This window comes from Mesorhizobium sp. P2_A12, assembly GCF_056405075.1.
Genome location: NZ_JBFUCU010000002.1, coordinates 108,254 through 131,226, shown reverse-complemented (window position 1 = coordinate 131,226; position 22,973 = coordinate 108,254). Strand labels below are relative to the sequence as shown.

Here is a 22,973-nt window from a genome sequence, read left to right as displayed (position 1 = left end):
GACCTCGGCGCCGCCCCTCATCCGCCTGCCGGCACCTTCTCCCCGTATCGTGACGGGGAGAAGGGGAGATGCCCGTAGCGCCGGCGCCCCTATTCCAACGTTGGTGGTTGGGGAAACCGCAAGCGGCTGCGTCTTTCTCCCCGTCACTATACGGGGGGTTGAGGAGTGGTCCGGGTAGCGGACGAAAAGCCAATTGCTTGGCTTTTCGAACGACGAACGCCCGGCAGGGCAATGAGGGGCGGCACAAACGGTTGGCAGGATACAGTTTCGAGCCCAGCCCGTTTGCCCGGGCTGTGAAGCCCCGCACGAAGCCGCATTTTCGGGGTTACATCGGGCAAAACTCTTCCCTATAAGGCCCTCCTAGCCTGATACCAGAATCGCGAGCACAACCGGCCGGGTCTTCCCGTCCCGGTTTTTTGTGCAAGCCGCCCGCCGAACGGAACTTATCGCCCATGCCAAGACGCACTGACATCAAGTCGATCCTGATCATCGGGGCCGGCCCCATCGTCATCGGCCAGGCCTGCGAGTTCGACTATTCCGGCACCCAGGCCTGCAAGGCGCTGAAGGAAGAGGGCTTCCGCGTCATCCTGGTCAATTCCAATCCGGCCACCATCATGACCGACCCGGAACTGGCCGACGCCACCTATATCGAGCCGATCACGCCGGAAGTCGTGGCCAAGATTATCGCCAAGGAGCGGCCCGACGCGCTGCTGCCGACCATGGGCGGCCAGACCGCGCTCAACACCGCTTTGTCGCTGCGCCGCATGGGCGTGCTCGACCGCTACAATGTCGAGATGATCGGCGCCGACGCCACCGCAATCGACAAGGCCGAGGACCGCGCGCTGTTTCGCGAGGCGATGAAGAAGATCGGGCTGGAAACGCCGAAGTCGATGCTGGCCAACGCCACCGACGTCAAGAACACCGACCGCAAGACGCACGAGGCCGAGCGCGCCGCCGTCAAGGCCGAGGCCCCGGCCGATCTCGACGCTGCGCTCGACGCGCTGGAAACCCGCTGGAACCTCGGCGAAGGCGACCGCAAGCAGCGCTACATCAGCCATGGCATGGCAATCGCCGCACAAGCGCTCGACCATGTCGGCCTGCCCGCCATCATCCGCCCGTCCTTCACCATGGGCGGCACCGGCGGCGGCATCGCCTACAACCGCGCCGAATTCTACGAGATCGTCCAGTCCGGCCTCGACGCATCGCCGACCACCGAAGTGCTGATCGAGGAGAGCGTGCTCGGCTGGAAGGAGTATGAGATGGAGGTCGTCCGCGACAAGGCGGACAATTGCATCATCGTCTGCTCGATCGAGAACATCGACCCGATGGGCGTGCACACAGGCGATTCGATCACCGTCGCCCCTGCCCTGACGCTGACCGACAAAGAATACCAGATGATGCGCAACGCCTCGATCGCGGTGCTGCGCGAGATCGGCGTCGAGACCGGCGGCTCCAACGTCCAGTTCGCCGTCAACCCGGCCGATGGCCGCCTGGTGGTGATCGAGATGAACCCGCGCGTCTCGCGCAGCTCCGCCTTGGCCTCCAAGGCGACCGGCTTCCCGATCGCCAAGATCGCCGCAAAACTCGCCGTCGGCTACACATTGGACGAGCTGGAGAACGACATCACCGGCGGCGCCACGCCGGCCTCGTTCGAGCCGTCGATCGATTACGTCGTGACCAAGATCCCGCGCTTTGCCTTCGAGAAATTCCCCGGCGCCGAGCCGGTGCTGACCACCGCGATGAAGTCGGTCGGCGAAGTCATGGCCATCGGCCGCACTTTTCAGGAATCGCTGCAGAAGGCCTTGCGTGGACTGGAGACCGGCCTCACCGGCCTCGACGAGATCGAGATCCCCGGCCTTGGTCATGGGACTGCGCCCGCCAACCATGCCGACGACCGCAACGCCATCCGCGCAGCATTGGGCACGCCGACGCCCGACCGGCTGCGCATGGTGGCGCAGGCGATCCGCATGGGCACCTCGCTGGAAGACGTGCACGCCATGTGCAAGATCGACCCGTGGTTCCTCGAGCAGATCGCCGGCATCGTCGCCATGGAAGCCCGCATCCGCGAGCACGGCTTGCCCGCCGACGCCGTCAATCTGCGCATGCTGAAGGCAATGGGTTTTTCCGACGCCCGCCTCGCTTCGCTGACCAGGACCGACATCGAGATAGTCCAGAAGGCTCGCGAAAAGCTCGACGTTCATCCGGTCTACAAGCGCATCGACACCTGCGCGGCCGAGTTCGCCTCGCCCACCGCCTACATGTATTCGACCTATGAAGTGCCGTTCGCCGGCGCGCTCGCCAACGAGGCGCAGGTCTCGTCGCGCAAGAAAGTCGTCATTCTCGGCGGCGGGCCGAACCGCATCGGCCAGGGCATCGAGTTCGACTATTGCTGCTGCCACGCCGCCTTCGCGCTGCGCGACGCCGGCTATGAAGCGATCATGATCAATTGCAACCCGGAGACCGTGTCGACCGATTACGACACCTCGGACCGGCTCTATTTCGAGCCGCTGACGGCGGAAGACGTGCTGGAGATCCTGCGCGCCGAACAGGCGTCGGGCGAACTGGTCGGCGTCATCGTCCAGTTCGGCGGCCAGACGCCGCTGAAGCTCGCCGACGCACTGGAAAAGGCCGGCATCCCGATCCTCGGCACCTCGCCCGACATGATCGATCTCGCCGAAGACCGCGACCGCTTCCAGAAGCTGCTGCACAAGCTCGGCCTGACCCAGCCGAAGAACGGCATCGCCTATTCGGTCGAGCAGGCCCGCCTTGTTGCCGGCGAACTCGGCTTCCCGCTGGTGGTGCGCCCGTCCTATGTGCTGGGCGGCCGCGCCATGCAGATCATCCATGACGAGGGCATGCTGCAATCCTATCTGCTCGACACCGTGCCCGGCCTGGTGCCGGAGGACATCAAGCAGAAATACCCCAACGACAAGACCGGCCAGATCAACACGCTCTTGGGCAAGAACCCGCTGCTGTTCGATACCTATCTCAGTGGCGCCATCGAGGTCGATGTCGACTGCCTCTGCGACGGCAAGGCGACCTTTGTCTCCGGCATTTTGGAGCACATCGAGGAGGCCGGCATCCATTCGGGCGACAGTGCCTGCTCGCTGCCGGTGCACTCGCTGCCTTCGGAGCTGGTCGATGAGCTGGAGCGCCAGACGGCAGCTTTGGCCCGCGCGCTCAATGTCGGCGGCCTGATGAACGTGCAATATGCGATCAAGGACGGCACGGTCTATGTGCTGGAGGTCAACCCGCGCGCATCCCGCACCGTGCCCTTCGTCGCCAAGACCATCGGGCGGCCGATAGCAAAAATCGCCGCCCGCATCATGGCCGGCGAGACGCTGGAAGACGCCTTCGCCCACTACGGCGCCATGCCCGACCCCAGGAACCCCGGCCACATCGCGGTCAAGGAAGCGGTGTTCCCCTTCGCCCGCTTCCCCGGCGTCGACATATTGCTCGGACCGGAAATGCGCTCGACCGGCGAGGTCATGGGCCTCGACCGCGACTTTGCCCTGGCCTTCGCCAAGAGCCAGTTGGGCGCCGGCGTCGACCTGCCACGCTCCGGCACGCTGTTCGTCTCGGTGCGCGACGAAGACAAGAAAGGCATCTTGCCGGCCGTCAAGCGCCTGGCCGGCCTCGGCTTCAAGGTGCTGGCCACTTCTGGCACCCAACGCTTCCTCGCGGAAAACGACGTCGTCGCCGAGAAGATCAACAAGGTGCTGGAAGGCCGCCCGCACATCGAGGACGCCATCCGCAACCGCCAGGTACAGATCGTCTTCAACACCACGGACGGCCAGAAGGCGGTGTCGGACTCCAAGTCGCTGCGCCGCGCCACGCTGATGCAGAAAGTGCCGTATTACACGACGCTGTCGGGAGCGGCCGCGGTGGCGGAGGCGATTGCGGCACTGAAGGCTGGGAGCCTCGAGGTGCGGCCGCTGCAGGAGTATTTTGCCTAAAGCGAAGCGGCGGTTGCCTCGGCTTCGGCATAGGCGTCGTAATTCCAGACCCAGGCGCGTTCCTGCGGCTGAGCGCCAAGCTTGCGGTCGCGGTTATGCAAGTCGCCGCTGGAGGCGTCATAGCGAGCACCATTCACGCGCGCCATGCGCTGGACGCCGGCAGTCCGCTCGCGCCGTAGCTGCTCGTAAATCAGCAGCGCCCGTGGGGCTGACTTGCGGTCTGCGTGGCTCAGCACGGTCGCCAGGGCAACCGCGTCTTCGATGGCCTGATTGGCTCCTTGTCCCAAATGCGGCAGCATTGGGTGGGCGGCGTCGCCCAACAGGGTCAGGCGTCCGCGAGTCCAGGTTGCGAGCGGCTCACGATCGAACAGGCCCCACCGAAACGTCGTTTTCAGTTGGGCAATGACCGTCTCGACCATGGGGTCCCAGCCAGCGAACTCCCGGGCAAGGGCGGAGGGATCGCCCCGTGCCGACCATGACTCCTTCATCGGCTCGTCAGTCGTCACAAAGCCGACGTAGTTGATGAGCAGGCCGGCGCGCACCGGATAGACGAGAAAATGCTTGCCTGCACCAAGCCAGTTGCGCATCGCTCCTGGTGGCCACGAGACACCAGCCGCCGGGATCACCCCTCGATAGGCGACCGATCCCGAATAGAGCGGGGCGGACGGGGCGACGACGAACTGCTGAAGGGTAGAATGGATGCCGTCAGCCGCGATCACGACGTCAGCCGTGGTGCGCAAACCATTGGCGAAAGTGATGACGGCCTGCTCATCGTCCTGTTCGAAGCCGATACATCTGTGGCCGGTCTTCACACTATCGGCAGGTAGCCGATCGACGAACATTGCCAGCAAATCGGCGCGGTGCATGCCGTAGAACTCGATTTGGCTGGCAAGCTCGGGGGGCCACATCGCAGCCGCATAGGATCCATCGGCGCGACGAAACTGTGGGTCGATCCATCTGGCCCCCGAGCGGATCAGCTCGTCACCGAGGCCGAGCCGCCGAAGCATCCGGACACCGTTCGGTTGGATCACGACGCCGACGCCGACCTCGGCCAGGGCCGTCGCCTGCTCGTAGAGACGGACGTCCATGCCACGTTGAAGCAGGGCGGCAGCAGCGGCGGCACCACCGATGCCGCCACCAACGACCGCCACGCGTAGCGGGCTCGTGCTCATTGCTCCGGCTCGTCAAGCATTGTCAGCCCTTGGCGCGTGCCGCCACCGCGGCCGCCAGTGAATATGGGCAGCCTAACGCCAGCGCACAGCGCAGGCAAACGGCGTGCGTCGTCGCCGAGAAAATAAGCAAGGTGCTAGGAAGCCGCCCCGCATTAGGGACGCCATCCGCAACCGCCAGGTGCAAATCGTCTTCAACACCACGTATGGTCAGAAGGCGGTTTCAGACTCCAAGTCACTCCGCCGCGCGACGCTGATGCAGAAGGTGCCGTACTACACGACGCTGTCGGGTGCGGCTGCGGTGGCCGAGGCGATTGCGGCACTGAAGGCGGGGAGCCTCGAGGTCAGGCCGCTGCAGGAGTATTTTGCTTGAGCGATTAGCTCGCTTCTCCCCGTTCCACGGGGAGAAGATGCCGGCAGGCAGATGAGGGGCAGCGCCAGCCCAAGTTCGTTGTCAACTAATGACATCAGCGACAACAGCCTTCGCAGCCTTGTTTTTAGCTCTTTCCAGCTTGTTCATAGCCTTCCGTATCCTGGCTATCGCTTCCTTCGCCTTGTCGCCTTCGATCGTGTCTCGCTTGACCACCTCATTTTCAACCAACTGCGAAAGGTTCTCGTTGCCAACTTTGATGTCAGGAAAGAGCCTCCGGATTTCGCGACGCACGATCGAAATCACGGGTTCTGACCGGATGATCGCCGATACTGTAAACTTGTTGAACAGCTGGGCTTGCTGGTGAAAGGCATCCATTGCATCGGTCGTCAGCCCTTCCTTGGCGAACAGGAAGAGGCACTGCAAATGATCCTCATTCTTGGGATTCATGTCGGCAAACACGATGCGGCACACCTCCTCGTGGCTGATCTGATTTGCCACATAGATACGGACCAGTCGCCATTCGACCGCATTGGTCAGGATCACCCAGTGAATGCCTTGATGAGCCCCATAGTCGATCACCTGCCTCAAGTGATTATCGGCCAAGCTGCTGCCAGCTGATTTCACTTCGACAAGCAATCGCAGCTTTCCTGCGATCTTGATCGCGAGGTCGCAGTATGTCGCCTTAATCTGATGCTCTGACGTCAATTCGTCATATTTGTCGTAGCCGAAAACCTCAGCCAAGATGTCCTTGATCAAGGTAACGGTGTCGGCTTCTGCCACGTCGGATTTTTGCTGAGCTAGCGTAATCCGCTGATATTTCTTGAGGTTCGACACGACGCGTTCGATGAATTTCTTCGGCAATTTGTTCAATGACTCATCCTCCCTATCCCCGACAGGAATTGAAGACGAGTTTACTTGAAAGACAAGTAAAAACTTATGCTGGGGATTGCCGGCCCTTCGCAGGGTCAGGGCGTTCGAAGCTCGAAACGCCAAGCAGTTGGTTTTTTCCCACAGCGCGGACCGCTTCTCACTCTCACGCCACCGCCACACACTCAATCTCGATATCGAACTCCATCGGCCATGACGCCACCGGTACGAAGCTGCGCGCCGGCGGGTTCACGTTGAAGTACTTGGCATAGATCCGGTTGATGGCGCTGTAGAAGCCGGAATTGACGGCGTAGATGCGCACCATCACCACGTTGTCGAGCGAGGTGCCGGCCGCTTCCAGGCAGTGTTTCAGCGCCTTCAGCGACGCCTCGGTCTGCGTTTCGATGTCGCCGCGCACCATGTCGCCGGTCACCATGTCCACCGGCGGCGTCGCCGAGATGAACACGAAGCCATTGGCCTTGACCGCCGTCGAGCAGGGAAGCCCGAGCGCCCGCACCTTGGCCGACATGACCGGCACTTCGATGATTTCTTTTTTCATGCAATTCTCCCTTTGTTTGCAGGGAGCTTATCCCGGCACCGGCGGAACGCCAGCGCCGAACCATGGTCCAGAGCCGCCCAGCTCAGCCCACCGCCACACACTCGATTTCGATATCAAATTCCATCGGCCATGACGCCACCGGCACGAAGGTCCGCGACGGCGGATTCTCGGGAAAATGCCTGGCATAGACGCGGTTGATGGCGTTGTAGAAGCCGGAATTGGCGGCGTAGATGCGCACCATCACCACGTTGTCCAACGAGGTGCCAGCCGCTTCCAGGCAATGTTTCAGCGCCTTCAGCGATGCTTCGGTCTGGGCTTCGATGTCGCCCTTGACCAGTCTGCCGGTCGAGAGATCGAGCGGCGGCGTGCCGGACACGAAGACCAGCCCGGCGGCTTTGGTCACCAGCGACAGCGGCACGCCCAGGGCACGCACGGCTGCCGACAGCACCGGCACTTCGATGATTTCTTTCTTCACGGCGATCCTCCCTGGGTTTGCCGTGAGCTTATCGCGCCGCCCGGTGAACGCCAGCGCGGATGCATGGTCCAGAAGCTACCCCTGCCCCGGATACGGCGTGCCATCCTTGTGGAGAAAACGGCCGTCGGAACTAGGGCTCATCATGTCGATGTCGGAGCATGTGATGACATCGTCCGGGTTGCGCGAGCCGACCTCCAGATAGCGCGCCGTCGCGGACGACCGGTTGATCAGGTGATGGCCGTTGCCGCTGTTCTTGGCGAAGGTCGCGCAGTCGCCGGCCTTGAGCAGCGTCTCGCCGCCGTCCTCGACCAGCGTCAACTCGCCTTCCAGCACGGTGACGAACTCGTCCTCATGGCTGTGCCAGTGGCGCTGGCTGGACCAGCCGCCGGGCGGCAAGGTCATCAGATTGACGCCAAAATCGGTGAGCCCGCCGGCATCGCCCAACCGCCGCCGCGTGCGGTCGGCGCAGGGTTGATCGAAAGGCGCGGGGTAGCCGGAGCCTTTGCGGGCCGGCACGGCTGACAGATCGATCTTGGGCATCGGTGCTTCCTCGGGTTGTGCCGACATTGTAGACAAGAACCGCTTGGCACACAGACGGACTTGTCGACGTCGGCGCTGCCCCTCATTGCCCTGCCGGGCATTTCTCCCCGTGGAACGGGGAGAAAGAAGCCGGCCGCGACGTCGGCTCTCTTCCTGCAGCGCTGGTGATTGGCGAAAGCGTCGATTACAGCTCCCTCTCCCCGTTCTACGGGGAGAGGATGCCGGCAGGCAGGTGAGGGGCGGCCCCAGCGTCCGGAAGGTGCGAACCAACCTGAAGCGATTGCCCGCCGTACAGAGCGAGTCCCTGCCCTCCTAGTGACAACACGCCTCGCCATATTGCAGCTGCTCGTTCCAGTTCGGCCGGCCCTCGGGTGTGAAATCCATCAGGTTCCACAGCGGCTCGCAGGTGCCGACGCCACGCGGATCCTGGCCTGGGTCCGTTGGCGCGAAATCCAGTTCGGAACTCCAGAAATGGCGGATGCCGTCGGCGTCGCGATGGAACACCGACAGCAGCGGCGATTGTGCGCCGTCGGCCGCCTCCGCATTGTAGTCGCGCTTGAAGGCGTTGTTGGCCGAAGACACCAGCCGCATGTTGCGCCAGCCTCGGTCGCGGCCGAGCGTGACCAGGTTTTCGAGCGCGGTTTTCGCCACCACGGCGAAGTTGAAGCCGGCGGCCTCGAGATGACCGACCGCGCCGTCGAACTGGTCGAGCAGCGCCGTGCAGGACGGGCATGGCTGGTCCGGCCGCGCGAGCTTCGCCGTGCCGCCGCTGGTCGCCACGTCGCGCGTCTCCCGCGGGTGGCGGGGAAACATCATGTTGTAGAGGATGAGGGAATCCCTGCCCGGCGCAAACAGCTCCGACAGTTTTGCCTTCGCCGGCTTGCCGTCCGGTCCCAGCGCGTCGAACACATAGTCCTGCGGCACCAGCCCGCCCAGCGGCAGCGCGCGGCGCGCAACCGCAACCTCTTCCATGGCGCGGCGCAGCCCGATTTCCTTTTGCAGCAGTTTTTCGCGGGCGGTGCGGTATTTGGCGGATTCGTTGGGAAAGGTGATCATGATCGGCTCCTTCGGTCGCGGCGCCGGCGTCCCGGCGCGGTTGCTCTGCGACCCAAGGACGTTTGGCGGCGATCGGCTCCGACATTTCTGCGAATGGCCGAAACGACTTTCTCGCAGCGGAACCTCCCTGGCTTTCCAGCATTCTCACCACAGGATTAGCGGCGTGATCTGGGGGGACAAAAATGCACGACAGCGATGGCGACGAGATCGACCTGCGCTGCCCGCAAGTGGTGGCCGACAATGCAGCCAAGGGCCTCAGGCTGCGCGGCCAATTCGGCCGTGGCGGCACCGAGATCGGCGTGGCGCGCGCCACCGAACTGAAGAACAGGGAAAAGCTCGCACCCTCCACCATCCGCCGCATGGTCAGCTATTTCGCCCGCCACGAGGTCGACAAGCGCGGCAGGAACTACGGCAACGAGCAAAACCCGTCGGCCGGCTACATCGCCTGGCTGCTGTGGGGCGGCGACGAGGGCCGCGCCTGGGCGTTGGACCTCAAGCGGAAGATCGGCAACGCGCCGGACATCTAAGCGCCCTGCTCAGCTGTACCAATCGACCTCGAACATGCCGAGCCGATCGTAGAGCCGCACTGCGGCGGCGTTCTCTTCGGTGTTCGTCTTCAGGTCGACATGGTCAGCGCCGCGTGCGCGAAAAGTGGCGAAGGCGTGCCACATCAGCGCTTCGGCAATGCCCTTGCCGCGCGCCTCGGGGTGGACGGCGAGGTCCTTGACGAAGGCCGATTTCCAGCACAGTGCGGCCGCCGCCAGCCGGCCCTTGGCATCGATGACCAGGAAACACAGAGCCGGGTCGAATTCGGGATCGTCCGATATGCGCGGCCACCACTCGTTGAACGGGCCATCGGCGCCGTCGTCGAACACTTCGGTCAAGAGCGCATGCAGGGCCGGCGCATCACCGGGCTCGAAGCAGCGCATGACAACGCCCTCCGGCCAGTGCGCGGGAACCAACGTCTCGTCGAGGATCTTGCGCAGCCGGATATCGTTCAGGGCCGGCGGGCGCGGTTCAGGCATTGCGCTCAGGCGTCGGGCTGCAGGCGGCTGCGCTGGCGGTCGCGGCCAAGCCCGGTCGCCTCGAGCAGGCCCTTGCGCTTGGCGTCGAAATAGTACCCGGTCTGGTAGAGCCAGTCGGCCCGCTTGGCGTTACCGCCGGACACCAGCCAGGCGCCACGCAGATATTTGACCGCGTATTTCAAATTGGTCTCGGCGTCGAACAGGCCCTTGGCCGGTCCGTCATAGCCCATGCCGCGCGCCGTCGCGTGCTTGATCTGCATCAGCCCCCAATGGCCATTGTTGTAGGCTTTAGGGTTGAAGGTGCTCTCGCGGTTGACGACATGGCGCACCAGATCCACCGGCACCTGGTAGAGGGCGGCGTATTTCTCGATCAGCCGCTCGACGTCACCGCGCACGCCCGGCGCGTGCTCTTCCTCCGCGGGTGCCATCGGGAATTGGACGAGGGCCGCCGGATTCTGCGGCAAGACATAGGCGACCTGCTGGACGCCTGGCACGACTTTCCGATCGCCCTTGGCGGTCGCGGGCATGACGAGCCCGGCGGTCGTATAGGTCTCGGCCGTCTTGACGGTCTCACCTGCGGTCGCCGGCGGCGGCGCTTGCCAGGCATTGGCGGTCATGATGGCGGGGACTGCCGGCGCTGCCGGGGTCGATCCGGCGAAGGCGGCGGTCGCGGCAGCCGGCTGGACGGCGGCATCGGGTGCCGGCGTGGCCGGGCCGGGCGTCAACTCAGCCGTCTGAACGGGCGCGATTCCCGATGATTGCGGAAGCACCGAAACGGTGTCCGGCAGCGGTATGGTGAAGCCGGCATCAGCGCCGGCGGCAGTCGCGGTTTCGGTCAGAGCAGGCGCGGATTTCATCTGCGAGGTCGACGTGCAACCGCTGATGCCGGCGGCGGCCAGGATCACGCCGATCGCGATAAGAGTGTGTTTTGCTGGCAAGCCGCGCTCGGGTCCGATTTGTCGGGTTATTAAGAAATTCCTTACACCAGCGATTCACGACCGGCAATCGGGGCCAACGGGTGGTTTTCGGGTGGCGAGACTCCGGTCGGGATGCCATATTGTTCTGGATATGTACCGGGAGGAATCCCGGATTTGGCCACTTTGCGGAAAGGAACGCATCATGGAAACGACACCTTCGATCACAGCCGGCCACGCAGTGTTAGAAACAGTGATCGGCTTCATGGGCATCGCCTGGAGCGAAAAGGGCCTGATCCGGCTCTGCCTGCCCGAACGCAGCCGCGAGGCGGTGGAGCGGCGGCTGATGCGCCATGCCGGCGTTTCCGCCTCCACCACCCAGCCGCCATGGGTCGTCGACCTGATCGCCTCGATCAAGGCCTATGCCGCCGGCGAGGATGTCGACTTCACCGGCGTACCGGTCGATCTCGACGGGATAGACGACTTCCGCCTTGCCATCTACGACGCGGCGCGAAAGCTCGGCTACGGCGAAACCACCACCTATGGCGAACTGGCCAAACGCGCCGGCCATGGCGGTCTGCCGCGCGAAACCGGTGCTGCCCTTGGCGCCAATCCGGTGCCGCTGGTCATTCCCTGCCATCGCATCCTTGCTGCCGGCGGCAAGATCGGCGGCTTTTCGGCACCCGGCGGCTCGAACACCAAGGAGAAGATGCTGGCTATGGAAGGCGTGCGCGTCGGCCCGCCGCCACCGGCGCAGGTTTCCTTCGGATTCTGAACCAGGCGTGCCCAAGAGGCGCCAAGACAAGCACCAATAAGGCGCCTAGTCGTTGTGGAAGAAGCGCCGGTGGAAATGTCGATCATAGTCCGGCCGCTTGCAGGTATAGACCGGACAGGATTTCGTGTCGGCGCTCGGCACATAGGCGCGTGTCCTCACCTCGCCCATGGTGCAGAACTGCTCGCTCTGCACATAGCGGTCATAGAGCGGCAGGCCCGGCACCCGCGTCGACTGGTAACGCAGGATGACGGCGCCGTGGCGCGCGATCGTCGACTGCACACGCCCGCAGCTCATACGCGTCGGGTCATAGCGCGAGATCGCCTGCGCCTGGGCGGCCACCAGCGTCAGGCAGGCGGCAAGCAGAATGATTTTCATGGTCCTCTCCCCCAAGCTCTTCCCGGATTGAACACCGCCGGGGCCCGATCCTGTTGCGACGCTCTCACGCGATTGGGGCGGCCATTGGGCGGCATCCTGATCACGGCCTTCTCACGCAGTCTTGTTTTTCGTGCGAAAGCAGCCTATATGCCTTCCATTGATATTTCGGCCGATCGATCCGGGCCTCGCGATAATCGCGTTTGCTGACGTCTATCTCCAAAATCTCGATGCACACCGGCTGGACTTCGGTCCGGTCAATCTAAAGCAAATGTGAAGGACTATCTAAATGGCAACTGGAACGGTCAAGTGGTTCAACGCCACCAAGGGCTTCGGCTTCATCCAGCCTGACGCGGGCGGCGCGGACGTATTCGTCCACATCTCCGCTGTCGAGCGTGCTGGACTGTCGACCCTGGTCGAAGGCCAGAAGATCAACTTCGAGATCGAGCAGGACCGCCGCACTGGCAAGTCGTCCGCTGGATCTCTGAGCAAGGCAGCCTGATTTTGCGAATGGCGCGCGCCSGGCGAGAGCCCGGGGCGCGCGGCAAGTCACGGATGTACTGACAGTCGCGCGAGAAGCGCGCCGGAGCGGAAAGACCCGACAGACTGGATCAGCAGATAGCTGCCAGCCCGGACCGGACGTTCCCGATCAGGCTACCGAAAATGGGAAGGCGGGATTTATCCCGCCTTTTTGCTTGTCTGGGGTTCAGCGTCCTTCTCCCACGGGGAGCTGAGGCGTGGTCCGCGCAGCGGACGAAAAGCCAATTGCTTGGCTTTTCGAATGACGAACGCCCGGCAGGGGCTGTGCTAACGCCTCAAGAGTAACGACCGCAGCCCCAAACACAACGAAGTCTGGCGCCGCCCATCATCTGGCTCCCCGTAAACGGCGGGGCTATCGCATATGGCGCTCCCCCACTCCGTCTCGGCTTCGCCGAGCCACCTCTCCCCCACATTCGTGGGGGAGAGGAAATGCCAACCGCCGGGGTCGCAGCCTTGAAAGGCTTGGGTTTCCTCTCCCCCATGGACATGGGGGAGAGGTGGSCGCGCAGCGGCCGGAGTGGGGGGCTGGCGCCGCCATATGCGATTGCCCTGCCGTAAAACGGAGAGAGGGACGCTGTGCTGCCGCTTTCGCCAATCGCCAACGTTGCTCACCCCACCCAGTCCATCGGCACATGTCCGGGATCCGCTTCCACCCGGCCAAGCCAGTCCGCCACCGCTGGATAGGCATCAAGCTGGAAGCCGCCCTGCTCTGCCGTATGCGTATAGGCATAGAGCGCGATGTCGGCGACGCTGTAGGCGCCGCCAGCGAAGAACGCGTTGGTTTCCAGAAATTTGTTCATCACGCCGAGCGCCTTGTTGCCGCGCTCCAGCGTCACCGCCAGCCGCTCCGGCGTCGCATCCCGGGCGCGTTCGGGAAAGGTCAGCAGCGCCTTGCGCACTGCGATATAGGGCTCGTGGCTGTATTGCTCGAAGAACAGCCATTGATAGGCCAGTCCCCGTTGATATCGGTCCGCCGGCAGGAAGCGCGTGCCCTCGGCGAGATAGAGCAGGATGGCGTTGGATTCGGCCAGCCGCCGGCCGTCGTCGAGTTCGAGCAGCGGCACCATGGCGTTCGGGTTCTTGGCGACATAGTCCGCTTTTCGCGTCTCACCCGTATGCGAACTCACCTCGACATTGGTGAAGGCGAGGCCAAGCTTGGCCATCAGCAGGCGCGGCTTGTAGCAATTGCCGCTGTCGATCATGCTGTAGAGTATCATTGCCGTGCCCCCGTGCGCTGCCTCAGCCGGCGCGATTATCGCAGCGGCCGCGTGCTCAACCAATGATTTGTTTTGGCACGACCATCAGCGCCGCTGATGAAAGCGTCCTTCTCCCCGTTTACGGGGAGAGGTGCCCGGCAGGGCGATGAGGGGCAGCACGGCGCATCAGGATTTCCCTCTTCGCAGCTGAGCCGTCTAACGCGAAAAGTTGGCGCTGCCCCTCATCTGGCTGCCGCCATCTTCTCCCCGCATAGTGACGGGGAGAAGGACGTTCTCGCCACGGATTTCGCCAACCACAAGCACGCCCTAGCCGAACAGAGGCACAACCTTGCTATCCCTGCCAAGCAGCGTGTCGATGGCGAGCGGCTCTTCGTTGAAGATCGTGCCAGCCAGCGCCGGGCGGGCGAGAAGAAACCCCTGCAGCAGGTCGGCGCCGCCTTCGAGCGCGACGCGCAGGTGGGTGGGCTGCTCGATGCCTTCGACCAGCACCTTGGCGCCACGGTCGTGCAAGGTCGAAACCAGAGGGCGGAAGAACCGTTCGGCGGCGGCATGGCGGCAGAACTCGGCGAACCAGGTGCCGTCGATCTTGACGATGTCGGGGTGGAGCAGGCTGACCCGCTCCTCCGTCGAGTGGCCGGTGCCGAAATCGTCGATGGCGATGCGGATGCCGTCGCGCCGCATTTCGCGCACCAGTCGGATGAGAAGCGCGTCGTCGGCTGCCTGTTCGGTGATTTCGCAGACCAGCATCCCCGGCGCGAGGCCGAAATCGCCGAGATACCTGGTCATCAGCCGGATCTCGGCCAGCGCCCGCCCGGGATGGTCGTTGATCAGCGGATTGTAGTTGAAGAACAGATCGAGCCCATCGACGCCGATGTTATGAAAATTCCTAAGATGAAGCACCCGGCACATGGTCTCGACAAACAGCCGGTCGGAAGCGGCGACGCTTTCGAAAAACACCTTCGGCGCGCCGGGGCGGCCGGCACGGTGCGGCTCGATCAGCGCTTCGACCGCGACAGCGTGAAGGAAGCGGCCGCGCGGCGCGAAAATCGGCTGATAGGCACTGCGCAGCCGGAACTCGCCATGGATGCCGTATTCGATACCGACTTCGTCGACCTGGATCGCGTTGCCGACATCGCGCCGCCGCTCGCGCCTCATGGCGCCACCCTGCGCCCGAAGGCTTTCGCCGGCCGTGTCGCATGCGGTGAGGCCGGTTGGACAGGCGCGGCTTCAACGGCCGCAGCGGCGGCCTGCTGCTTGGATTTGCCGAAGACACGAAAGCTTGTCGGCGCCAGTTCCGGCCGGGCCAGCACGAAACCCTGCACCATCGACGCTCCCGATTTCTCGGCGAGTTCCAGTTGCCAGCCCTCCTCGATGCCCTCGAACACCGTGCGGATGCCTTGCTGCTCGAAACTTTTCACCATGGTGGTCAACAGCGCGAAGCCGGCGCCGGACTCCATCAGCTGCGTGATCCAGAGGGCGTCGAACTTGACGATGTCAGGCTTCAGCTCCTTGACGCGGTTGATGTCGGAATCATCGGCGCCATAGTCGTCGACGGCGATGCGAAAGCCGTTGGCCCGCAGTGCGGCGACGAAACTGTGCAGGGTCTCCTGCGACGCCGAGCGCTGCTCGGTCACTTCGCAGACCACGCGGCGCGGATCGATGCCGGCCTCATGCAGCACCAGCCGCATTTCGCGCAAGGCATTGTCGGCAACGGTGCGCTCGGTGAACACCGACGGGTCGAAATTGACGAAGATCGAGGCCTCCTCCGGCAAGCAGGCGCCGGCGTTCAGAAGATGAAGCGTCCTGGTCAGCGCCTCGACATGCAGGCGGTCGGCGGCCGGACAGGTGCTGAAAAAGCTCATCGGCGATTGCGGCTCGCCGTCGCGGAACGGCCGGATCAGCCCTTCGAACGCCGCCACCGACAGCTTGCCCTCGTTGAAGGCGAAGATCGGCTGGAAGGCGCTTTGCAGCGTGTAGATGCCCCAGACACCGGTGGAGGTGCCGTCGTCCTGACGGATGATGTGGGCAAGCCCTATGCTGCGCGACACGGTTCCTCGCTCCGCAAACTGGCGGTCAAACTGTGATCCTGTCACGCAAGCCTCTACCGCCCGTTAATGAATTTATCGTTGCCGATCACGGGTCCTTGAGGCCTGGATCAGCCGACAATGCTTGCACTGCGCGAAATCATGAGACATGAGAAGCGCCGCGGCCGCTCCTGGCCTGCGCCGACCTTGTTTGGAGATATCCGGTCATGGCCTTTCTCGCCGACGCACTTTCCCGCGTAAAGCCCTCCGCGACCATTGCGGTGACGCAGAAAGCGCGCGAGCTCAAAAATGCCGGCCGTGACATTATCGGCCTCGGCGCCGGCGAGCCGGATTTCGATACGCCCGACAACATCAAGAATGCGGCGATCGAGGCGATCCGCCGTGGTGAAACCAAGTATCCGCCGGTTTCCGGCATCGTGCCGCTGCGCGAAGCGATAGCGAAGAAGTTCAAGCGCGAGAACAATCTCGACTACAAGCCCGAGCAGACCATTGTCGGCACCGGCGGCAAGCAGATCCTGTTCAACGCCTTCATGGCGACACTGAACCCCGGCGACGAGGTCATCATACCGCGCCCCTACTGGGTCAGTTATCCCGAGATGGTGGCGATCTGCGGCGGCACCTCCGTGTTTGCCGACACCTCGATCGACAACGGCTTCAAGCTGACCGCCGCTGTGCTGGAAAAGGCAATCACGCCACGCACCAAATGGCTGCTGATGAACTCGCCGTCGAACCCGTCGGGTGCCGCCTATACCGAGGCTGAACTGCGCGCGCTGGCCGACGTGCTGTTGAAGCATCCGCATGTCTGGACGCTGACCGACGACATGTACGAGCACCTGACCTATGGCGACTTCGTCTTCAAGACCATCGCCGAAGTCGAGCCGAAGCTCTACGAGCGCACGCTGACCATGAACGGCGTGTCGAAAGCCTATGCCATGACCGGCTGGCGCATCGGCTATGCCGCCGGTCCGGTGGCGCTGATCAAGGCGATGGACATGATCCAGGGCCAGCAGACTTCGGGCGCCTGCACCATCGCGCAATGGGCATCGGTCGAGGCGCTCAACGGCCCGCAGGACTTCATCGCCAGGAACAAGGCGATCTTCCAGGGCCGGCGCGATCTCGTCGTGTCGATGCTCAACCAGGCGCGCGGCATAACCTGCCCGTCGCCGGAAGGCGCCTTCTACGTCTATCCGTCCTGCGCCCAGCTGATCGGCAAGAAGACCAAAGCCGGCAGGCTGATCGACACCGACGAAACCTTCTGCTCGGAACTGCTCGAGGCCGAGGGCGTCGCTGTGGTGTTCGGCTCGGCCTTCGGCCTCGGCCCCAACTTCCGCATCTCCTACGCCACTTCGGAGACGCTGCTTGAAGAAGCCTGCACGCGCATCCAGCGCTTCACGGCTTCGCTGACCTGATCGACCCAGTCTTGAAATTGAAAACCCGGCTTCACCGCCGGGTTTTTTGTTGGCAACGACGCCTCCTCACGAGGCTCGGCACTCAGCCGCCATATTGGACTGACGTCACCTCTTCCAGCCAGTCGGCGTGGACACCGTCCAGCGCCTCCTGCATGGCGATATGCGTCATCGCCGATTTCGGCGCCGCACCGTGCCAGTGCTTTTCGCCAGGCGCGAACGAGATGACGTCGCCGGCCCTGATCTCCTGGACCGGCTCGCCCCATGTCTGGGCAAGGCCGGCGCCTGAGGTGACATAGAGCGTCTGGCCAAGCGGGTGCGTGTGCCAGTGGGTGCGTGCGCCCGGCTCGAAGCTGACCAGCGTGGCCCGCAGCCGCGCCGGCGCCTCCTTCTCGATGATCGGCGTCTGCAACACGCGGCCGGTGAAATACTTTTCCGGCGCTATGATGGTCGGCACGCTGCCGCAGGCAATGATCTTCATCGGGGGTAATCCTGGAACTGGTGACGCGGCCGGCGACAGACGCCGCCCGACATGTGACGAAAAATGCATTCTCGGCCGATATCATCCCAGGCGCAACCGGCCGTTTCGCGCACCGCCGCAAGATCTTAACAGCTGCGCACTAGCCCTGAGCCCGCATTTCAAGGGGCGATGAGATGAGCATATTGGCGACGATCAGGGATCACAGCGGCCGGATCTACCGCGGCATCCAGTTGCTGCTTCTGATCAGCATCGGCGCTGCGGTGCTTGGCGCGGTCGACCTGTCGCGGGACCTGCCCTCCAGCAGCGCCTTCGCGGTCTCGATCCTCGCCACCAGCCTGGCCCTGCTGGCCCTGATGTATATGCGCAGCAGCGTCGTCCATCGCTTGCGGTCGGCCGCCGCCGCAGAGGAGGAAAAGCATCATTTCCTGACCAGGGACGCGATGACCGGGGCATGACCCGCCGCTATTTCCTCGAAGCGCTGCACGACAGTCTCGGTAGCATGCGCGACCGGCGCGATGCGACCTTGCTGTTGATCGACGTCGATCACTTCAAGCAGCTCAACGACACGTTCGGACATCAGTTCGGCGACCTCGCTCTGGCGCATCTGGTCAAGACGGCCGAGCGCGTCTTTGCCGGTGGCATGGTCGGACGGCTCGGCGGCGACGAATTCGGCGTCATCGTCCCGCACAACGATCTCGCCATCATCAACAAGAAAGTCAGGCGCTTGCTGGATGCCATGCGGGCCGGGAAATCGCATGAGGGCAAGACCATCCCGCTGTCCATTTCCGTCGGCGTGGCGCTGGCGCCGGCACATACCTCGAACACCACGGAACTGATGCTGGTCGCCGACCTGGCGCTCTATGAAAGCAAGGCGGCGGGCCGTGGCCGCGTCACCGTGTTCGACGAGGAGATGCTGTCCGACAAGCGCTATCGTCGCCTGGTCGAGCGGGAGTTGCGCGCGGCGGTCTATCTCGGCGAACTGGAGCTGCACTACCAGCCAATCGTCAATCCGAACAGTTCCACCTGTGGCTTCGAAGGGCTGATCCGCTGGCGCCATCCGGTTCGTGGTCTGATCTCGCCGGCCGAGTTCATTCCGATCGCCGAACGCTCGACCCTGATCGACATGCTCGGCGAGTGGGTGTTCAAGCGGGCCTGCGCCGATATCAGCCATTTCCCGGGACGCCGCATATCGATCAACGTCTCCGGCGAACAGCTGAAGCGTGACGAGATCGTCACCATGTGCGATCGCGTGCTGAAGGAAACCGGCCGTTCCGCCGCGCAATTCGTCATCGAGATCACAGAGACGGTCGCGACCGCCGCCACGCCCGAAATCCTGCGACGCCTCGAAGGGTTGCGCGGCCTCGGCTTCCACATCGCGCTCGACGACTTCGGCACCGGCCATTGCGGCTTCAACTATCTGAAGACTTTGCCCATCGACAGCATCAAGATCGACCGCTCCCACATCCGCAGCCTCGCCCATGACCAGGTGGCGCAGATTTTCGTTTCGGCGCTCGCCCAGATCGCACGCATCCAGGACGTCACCATCGTCGCCGAGGGCGTCGAGACGCAAGAGGAATTCGCCCTGGCCAAGGCCGCCGGATGCAATCGTTTCCAGGGCTATTTCTTCGGCTGGCCGGCGCCGCGCGACAAGCTTGGTCCGTTGCGCGCCGTCCATGCCGAGCCGCTGGCGCTGAGCGCCTGAGGCGATGGCCGAAGAATTTCTATTTTTCTTGCCCTGCCGGCAAACAAGTGGGACGATGGCTTCGGGCAGGTGGCCAAACCAAAAGAACCCCGCCCGCGACGGTCGAACAGGCCGGCCGCCGCTCAGGACCGATTGACCACGCCTGAACCATGCATGCCAGTCGGTCCTACGGGAAACGCCTGAGTGGAGGTCAGTCATGGGTACTCGCGCCGGAGGACGACGCACGGGACCGAAATGCATTGCCATAATCGGTCCCTTCGCCAGCGGTAAGACGACACTTCTCGAAGCCATATTGGCCCGCACGGGCTCAATCCCCCGACAAAACCCCGTCTCATCGGGCAACACCGTTTCAGATCATTCGCCAGAGGCGCGGGCCCACGCGATGAGCGTCGAGGCGACCTTCGCCACCACCGAATTCATGGGCGAGCAGCTTACTTTCGTCGATTGTCCCGGCTCCATCGAATTCTCCTTCGAGGCCGAGCCGGTGCTGGCCGCCTGCGACCTCGCCGTGGTCGTTGCCGAGGCCGACGAAAAGAAGATCCCTGCCCTGCAGCTGATCATGCGCAGGCTCGACGATCTCGGCGTGCCGCGCATCCTGTTCCTCAACAAGGTCGACAAGGCAATCGCCGGCGTGCGCGACACGCTGAAGATGCTGCAGCCAGCCAGCGCCGTGCCGCTGCTGTTGCGCCAGATTCCGCTGCGCAAGGATGGCGTCGTCATCGGCTCGATCGATCTGGCGCTGGAACGCGCCTACATCTATCGCGAATATGCCGAAAGTGAAGTGGCCGAGATACCTGGCGATGACAAGGCACGCGAACTGGAGGCGCGCTTCTCCATGCTGGAGACGCTGGCCGATCATGACGACCAACTGATGGAACAACTGCTCGAGGAGATCGAGCCGCCCAAAGACGCCATCTTCGACGACCTCGCCGCCGATCTGCGCGATGGCGCGGTGACGCCGGTGCTGATCGGCACCGCCGAGAAAGGCAACGGCGTGCTGCGCCTCTTGAAGGCGATCCGCCACGACGCGCCCGACATCGAGGCGACCCGCAAGCGGCTCGGCGCGCCCGACGGCGCGGCCACCGTGGCTCAGGTGATGAAGACCATCCACACGCCGCATGGCGGCAAGCTGTCGGTGTCGCGCATCCTGTCCGGCCAGGTCGTCGACGGCTCCGAACTCTGGCTGCCTGGCGGCAACACGGCGAAGGTTTCCGGCATCTACCGAATGCTCGGCAAGGACCAGTTCAAGCTCACCATCGCCAAGGCCGGCGACACGGTGGCGCTGGGCAAGCTGGATGAGGTCAAGACCGGCCAGACGCTGAGTTCGGCCAAGGGCGGCATCAAGCCGCTGCTTGAGTTCGAGCCGCCGCAGCCGGTCTTCGCTTTCGCGCTGCGCCCCAAGGAGCGCAAGGACGAAGTGAAGATGTCGGCCGCCATCCAGCGGCTGGCGGAGGAAGACCCCTCGCTCAGTCTGCGTCACAACCAGGACTCAGCCGAGACCGTGCTGTCGGGCCATGGCGAGATGCATCTGCGGGTCGTGCGTGAGCGGCTGGAAGGCAAGAACCAGATCCCGGTCGAAGGTCATGCGCCGGCGGTGCCCTATCGCGAGACGATCCGCAAATCGGCGCAGCAGCGCGGCCGTCACAAGAAACAGTCTGGCGGCCATGGCCAGTTCGGCGACGTGGTGATCGAGATCAAGCCGCTGCCGCGCGGCTCCGGCTTCCAGTTCACAGACACCATCACCGGCGGCGTCGTGCCGAAGACCTATATCCAGTCGGTCGAGACAGGCGTGCGCGACTATCTGAAGTCGGGCCCGCTCGGCTTTCCCGTCGTCGATGTAGCCGTCAACCTCTCGGACGGCTCCTACCACGCGGTTGATTCCTCCGACATGGCCTTCCAGATGGCGGCCAGACTGGCGATGAAGGAAGGCATGGCCGCCTGCTCGCCGGTGCTTCTGGAACCGGTGATGAAGGTCGAGATCGTAACGCCCTCCGACGCGACCTCGAAGATCATCGCGCTCATCCCGCAGCGGCGCGGCCAGATCCTCGGCTACGATGCGCGGCCTGACTGGCCGGGATGGGATGTTGTCGAGGCAACCATGCCTCAGGCCGAGATCGGCGACCTGATCATCGAGCTGCGCTCGGCGACCGCTGGCGTCGCCAGCTACCGCGCCGTCTTCGACCACATGGCCGAACTCACCGGGCGTCTCGCCGACGAAGCGATGAACGCCAACGGCAAGGCTGCCTGATTCCATCTTCCCCCTCGAACCTCGGTTCGAGGGGGCAAAATGAAAACGACGCCCGGCGGGGACCGGACGTCGTTTTATTCGCGAACCGTTTCCCGGGAGTAAAACGGAAGGTCCGCCGCATCTGGCGCCGCCGAGCTTCGGCGGCGGAAAAGGTTCGGACGCGGTAGCCGCCTGAGCCCGGGCCGTTCGAGTGATGCCCCCATCTCCCGCACGACCACACCGCGTCCTATGGTCTGGATAGCACGTGTCGGGCGTCCATGTCATGTTACCTGAGGTTACATGTCACTGTTACGTGGCAATTCTGATGAATTTTTGAGTTGCTCCCGCAAGGCCCAGGCAACAAAAAAGCCGGATCAACGAAGATCCGGCTGAGTTTGATTGGAAGTGCCTGTTAAGGCTAACCTCCAGAGGGGAACACTCTAGGGCGCTAATGGGAGGAGAACGCGCCCAGGAGATGATCTATATATGTGCTCATCATGCCCAAGAAACAAGCATCTATTTTGCAACACACGCATGCAAAAAGACGCAGGCTGTGGTCTAACCCATATCCGAGACCAATAGGACCAGCAAAATCAGCGAAACGGAGCGCCAGGCGCTGCGATTCACACTACAGAATCGCCAATCGCGATCGATTTCTGTGCCCAAATGCCAAAACCGCGCAATGATGTGGAAGCAGGCAGTAGCCGTTCATTTATCAGGCAATCAAGGAGGAAGCACCCAATGCGGACGTTTTCGGCGATCGCCGGCAGCGCGGCGTTCTTCATCGCCGCACCCGGCGTGGTTGCCGGGCTGGTGCCCTGGCTGCTGACCGATCATTGGAGCTTGCCATGGTCGAGCCTGCCGGGCTTTGTGCCTGTTGGCGGACTGCTGATCGTCACCGCGATCGCTGCACTGCTGCATGCCTTCGGCCGCTTTGCGCTCGAGGGGTTGGGCACGCCCGCTCCGGTTGCGCCGACCGAGAGACTGGTGATCGGCGGCATCTACCGCCATGTCCGCAATCCGATGTATGTCGCGGTGCTGTCGATCATCCTCGGCCAGGCGCTGCTGTTCTCGAGTTGGACGCTTGCCGCCTACGCGATCATCGGCGCGGTCGCCATGGTATCGTTCGTCCGGCTCTACGAGGAACCGACATTGGCCCGCCGCTACGGCGCGCAATACGAGGCCTATCGCCGCGCCGTGCCCGGCTGGCTGCCGCGGCTGACGCCTTGGCGGGGGCGATTCTAAAACAGGATGAAGACCAGAAAGTCGAACGC

Annotated in this window: 22 protein-coding genes and 1 pseudogene; 10 read left to right on the top strand and 13 right to left on the bottom strand. The window is 63.5% G+C overall.

Features of this window, described 5'->3' with window-relative positions:
* The first annotated feature begins 452 nt into the window (after nt 1-452).
* The gene (carB, locus tag AC1DZU_RS05445; RefSeq protein ID WP_477282477.1) at nt 453-3,956 is read left to right on the top strand and encodes a carbamoyl-phosphate synthase large subunit; all 3,504 of its coding nucleotides are present in this window, start codon (nt 453-455) and stop codon (nt 3,954-3,956) included.
* Here the strand turns inward: carB and AC1DZU_RS05440 are convergent.
* Nucleotides 3,953-5,128, bottom strand: coding sequence for an FAD-dependent monooxygenase (locus AC1DZU_RS05440; protein ID WP_477282474.1), 1,176 nt, complete (start codon nt 5,126-5,128; stop codon nt 3,953-3,955). The genes carB and AC1DZU_RS05440 overlap by 4 nt on opposite strands.
* Nucleotides 5,129-5,235: 107 nt before the next feature.
* On the opposite strand from AC1DZU_RS05440, the pseudogene AC1DZU_RS05435 reads away from it, so the two are divergent.
* Nucleotides 5,236-5,498, top strand: a pseudogene (locus AC1DZU_RS05435) (hypothetical protein); the annotation flags it as partial.
* 81 nt (nt 5,499-5,579) lie between these two features.
* On the opposite strand, the gene AC1DZU_RS05430 reads toward AC1DZU_RS05435, so the two are convergent.
* The 5 genes from AC1DZU_RS05430 to AC1DZU_RS05410 form a co-directional block, all read right to left on the bottom strand.
* Nucleotides 5,580-6,368, bottom strand: a complete 789-nt coding sequence (locus AC1DZU_RS05430) for a hypothetical protein (protein ID WP_477282472.1) — start codon at nt 6,366-6,368, stop codon at nt 5,580-5,582.
* A 163-nt stretch (nt 6,369-6,531) separates the two neighbouring features.
* On the bottom strand, nt 6,532-6,924 hold the full coding sequence (locus AC1DZU_RS05425; RefSeq protein WP_477282470.1) for a Rid family hydrolase: 393 nt from the start codon (nt 6,922-6,924) through the stop codon (nt 6,532-6,534).
* Nucleotides 6,925-7,006: 82 nt separating this feature from the next.
* Nucleotides 7,007-7,399: a RidA family protein gene (locus AC1DZU_RS05420; protein WP_477282468.1), complete on the bottom strand. Its 393-nt coding sequence runs from the start codon at nt 7,397-7,399 to the stop codon at nt 7,007-7,009.
* A 75-nt stretch (nt 7,400-7,474) separates the two neighbouring features.
* The gene (locus tag AC1DZU_RS05415) at nt 7,475-7,939 is read right to left on the bottom strand and encodes a cupin domain-containing protein (RefSeq protein WP_477282466.1); all 465 of its coding nucleotides are present in this window, start codon (nt 7,937-7,939) and stop codon (nt 7,475-7,477) included.
* 312 nt (nt 7,940-8,251) lie between these two features.
* Complete coding sequence (locus AC1DZU_RS05410; RefSeq protein WP_477282464.1) at nt 8,252-8,995, bottom strand: DUF899 family protein; 744 nt, start codon at nt 8,993-8,995, stop codon at nt 8,252-8,254.
* 182 nt (nt 8,996-9,177) lie between these two features.
* On the opposite strand from AC1DZU_RS05410, the gene AC1DZU_RS05405 reads away from it, so the two are divergent.
* Complete coding sequence (locus tag AC1DZU_RS05405) at nt 9,178-9,522, top strand: hypothetical protein (RefSeq protein WP_477282462.1); 345 nt, start codon at nt 9,178-9,180, stop codon at nt 9,520-9,522.
* A gap of 9 nt (nt 9,523-9,531) precedes the next feature.
* On the opposite strand, the gene AC1DZU_RS05400 is transcribed toward AC1DZU_RS05405, so the two are convergent.
* Complete coding sequence (locus tag AC1DZU_RS05400) at nt 9,532-10,020, bottom strand: GNAT family N-acetyltransferase (RefSeq protein WP_477282460.1); 489 nt, start codon at nt 10,018-10,020, stop codon at nt 9,532-9,534.
* A gap of 5 nt (nt 10,021-10,025) precedes the next feature.
* Nucleotides 10,026-10,958, bottom strand: coding sequence for a transglycosylase SLT domain-containing protein (locus tag AC1DZU_RS05395; protein ID WP_477282458.1), 933 nt, complete (start codon nt 10,956-10,958; stop codon nt 10,026-10,028).
* Between the two features lie 181 nt (nt 10,959-11,139).
* Between AC1DZU_RS05395 and AC1DZU_RS05390 the strand changes: the two genes are divergently transcribed.
* Nucleotides 11,140-11,709 (top strand): methylated-DNA--[protein]-cysteine S-methyltransferase, encoded by a 570-nt coding sequence (locus tag AC1DZU_RS05390; protein WP_477282456.1) that lies wholly within the window; start codon nt 11,140-11,142, stop codon nt 11,707-11,709.
* 45 nt (nt 11,710-11,754) lie between these two features.
* Here AC1DZU_RS05390 and AC1DZU_RS05385 read toward each other — a convergent pair whose 3' ends face one another.
* A complete protein-coding gene (locus AC1DZU_RS05385) occupies nt 11,755-12,084 on the bottom strand; it encodes a hypothetical protein (protein ID WP_477282454.1) in 330 nt (109 codons plus the stop codon).
* Nucleotides 12,085-12,370: 286 nt separating this feature from the next.
* Here AC1DZU_RS05385 and AC1DZU_RS05380 point away from each other — a divergent pair, with 286 nt between their 5' ends.
* A complete protein-coding gene (locus tag AC1DZU_RS05380) occupies nt 12,371-12,583 on the top strand; it encodes a cold-shock protein (RefSeq protein WP_010910991.1) in 213 nt (70 codons plus the stop codon).
* Between the two features lie 646 nt (nt 12,584-13,229).
* On the opposite strand, the gene AC1DZU_RS05375 is transcribed toward AC1DZU_RS05380, so the two are convergent.
* The 3 genes from AC1DZU_RS05375 to AC1DZU_RS05365 form a co-directional block, all read right to left on the bottom strand.
* Nucleotides 13,230-13,838 (bottom strand): glutathione S-transferase family protein, encoded by a 609-nt coding sequence (locus AC1DZU_RS05375; protein ID WP_477282452.1) that lies wholly within the window; start codon nt 13,836-13,838, stop codon nt 13,230-13,232.
* A gap of 306 nt (nt 13,839-14,144) precedes the next feature.
* Complete coding sequence (locus AC1DZU_RS05370) at nt 14,145-14,993, bottom strand: EAL domain-containing protein (RefSeq protein ID WP_477282450.1); 849 nt, start codon at nt 14,991-14,993, stop codon at nt 14,145-14,147.
* Entirely contained in the window at nt 14,990-15,886 is an 897-nt protein-coding gene (locus tag AC1DZU_RS05365) for an EAL domain-containing protein (RefSeq protein WP_477282448.1), read from the bottom strand. Before AC1DZU_RS05365 ends, AC1DZU_RS05370 begins: the two co-directional genes overlap by 4 nt.
* Before the next feature lie 203 nt (nt 15,887-16,089).
* Between AC1DZU_RS05365 and AC1DZU_RS05360 the strand changes: the two genes are divergently transcribed.
* A complete protein-coding gene (locus AC1DZU_RS05360; RefSeq protein WP_477282446.1) occupies nt 16,090-17,292 on the top strand; it encodes a pyridoxal phosphate-dependent aminotransferase in 1,203 nt (400 codons plus the stop codon).
* Between the two features lie 82 nt (nt 17,293-17,374).
* Here the strand turns inward: AC1DZU_RS05360 and AC1DZU_RS05355 are convergent, their stop codons facing one another.
* A complete protein-coding gene (locus tag AC1DZU_RS05355; RefSeq protein WP_111542955.1) occupies nt 17,375-17,770 on the bottom strand; it encodes a (R)-mandelonitrile lyase in 396 nt (131 codons plus the stop codon).
* Nucleotides 17,771-17,943: 173 nt separating this feature from the next.
* On the opposite strand from AC1DZU_RS05355, the gene AC1DZU_RS05350 reads away from it, so the two are divergent.
* The 4 genes from AC1DZU_RS05350 (at nt 17,944) to AC1DZU_RS05335 (ending at nt 22,944) form a co-directional block, all read left to right on the top strand.
* On the top strand, nt 17,944-18,225 hold the full coding sequence (locus tag AC1DZU_RS05350; protein ID WP_477282443.1) for a hypothetical protein: 282 nt from the start codon (nt 17,944-17,946) through the stop codon (nt 18,223-18,225).
* Nucleotides 18,222-19,472 (top strand): putative bifunctional diguanylate cyclase/phosphodiesterase, encoded by a 1,251-nt coding sequence (locus AC1DZU_RS05345; RefSeq protein WP_477282441.1) that lies wholly within the window; start codon nt 18,222-18,224, stop codon nt 19,470-19,472. The genes AC1DZU_RS05350 and AC1DZU_RS05345 overlap by 4 nt, the downstream gene beginning before the upstream one ends.
* A 196-nt stretch (nt 19,473-19,668) precedes the next feature.
* Nucleotides 19,669-21,720 (top strand): elongation factor G, encoded by a 2,052-nt coding sequence (locus tag AC1DZU_RS05340; RefSeq protein WP_477282439.1) that lies wholly within the window; start codon nt 19,669-19,671, stop codon nt 21,718-21,720.
* Between the two features lie 720 nt (nt 21,721-22,440).
* Nucleotides 22,441-22,944: a methyltransferase family protein gene (locus AC1DZU_RS05335; protein ID WP_477282437.1), complete on the top strand. Its 504-nt coding sequence runs from the start codon at nt 22,441-22,443 to the stop codon at nt 22,942-22,944.
* Nucleotides 22,945-22,973: the final 29 nt, after the last annotated feature.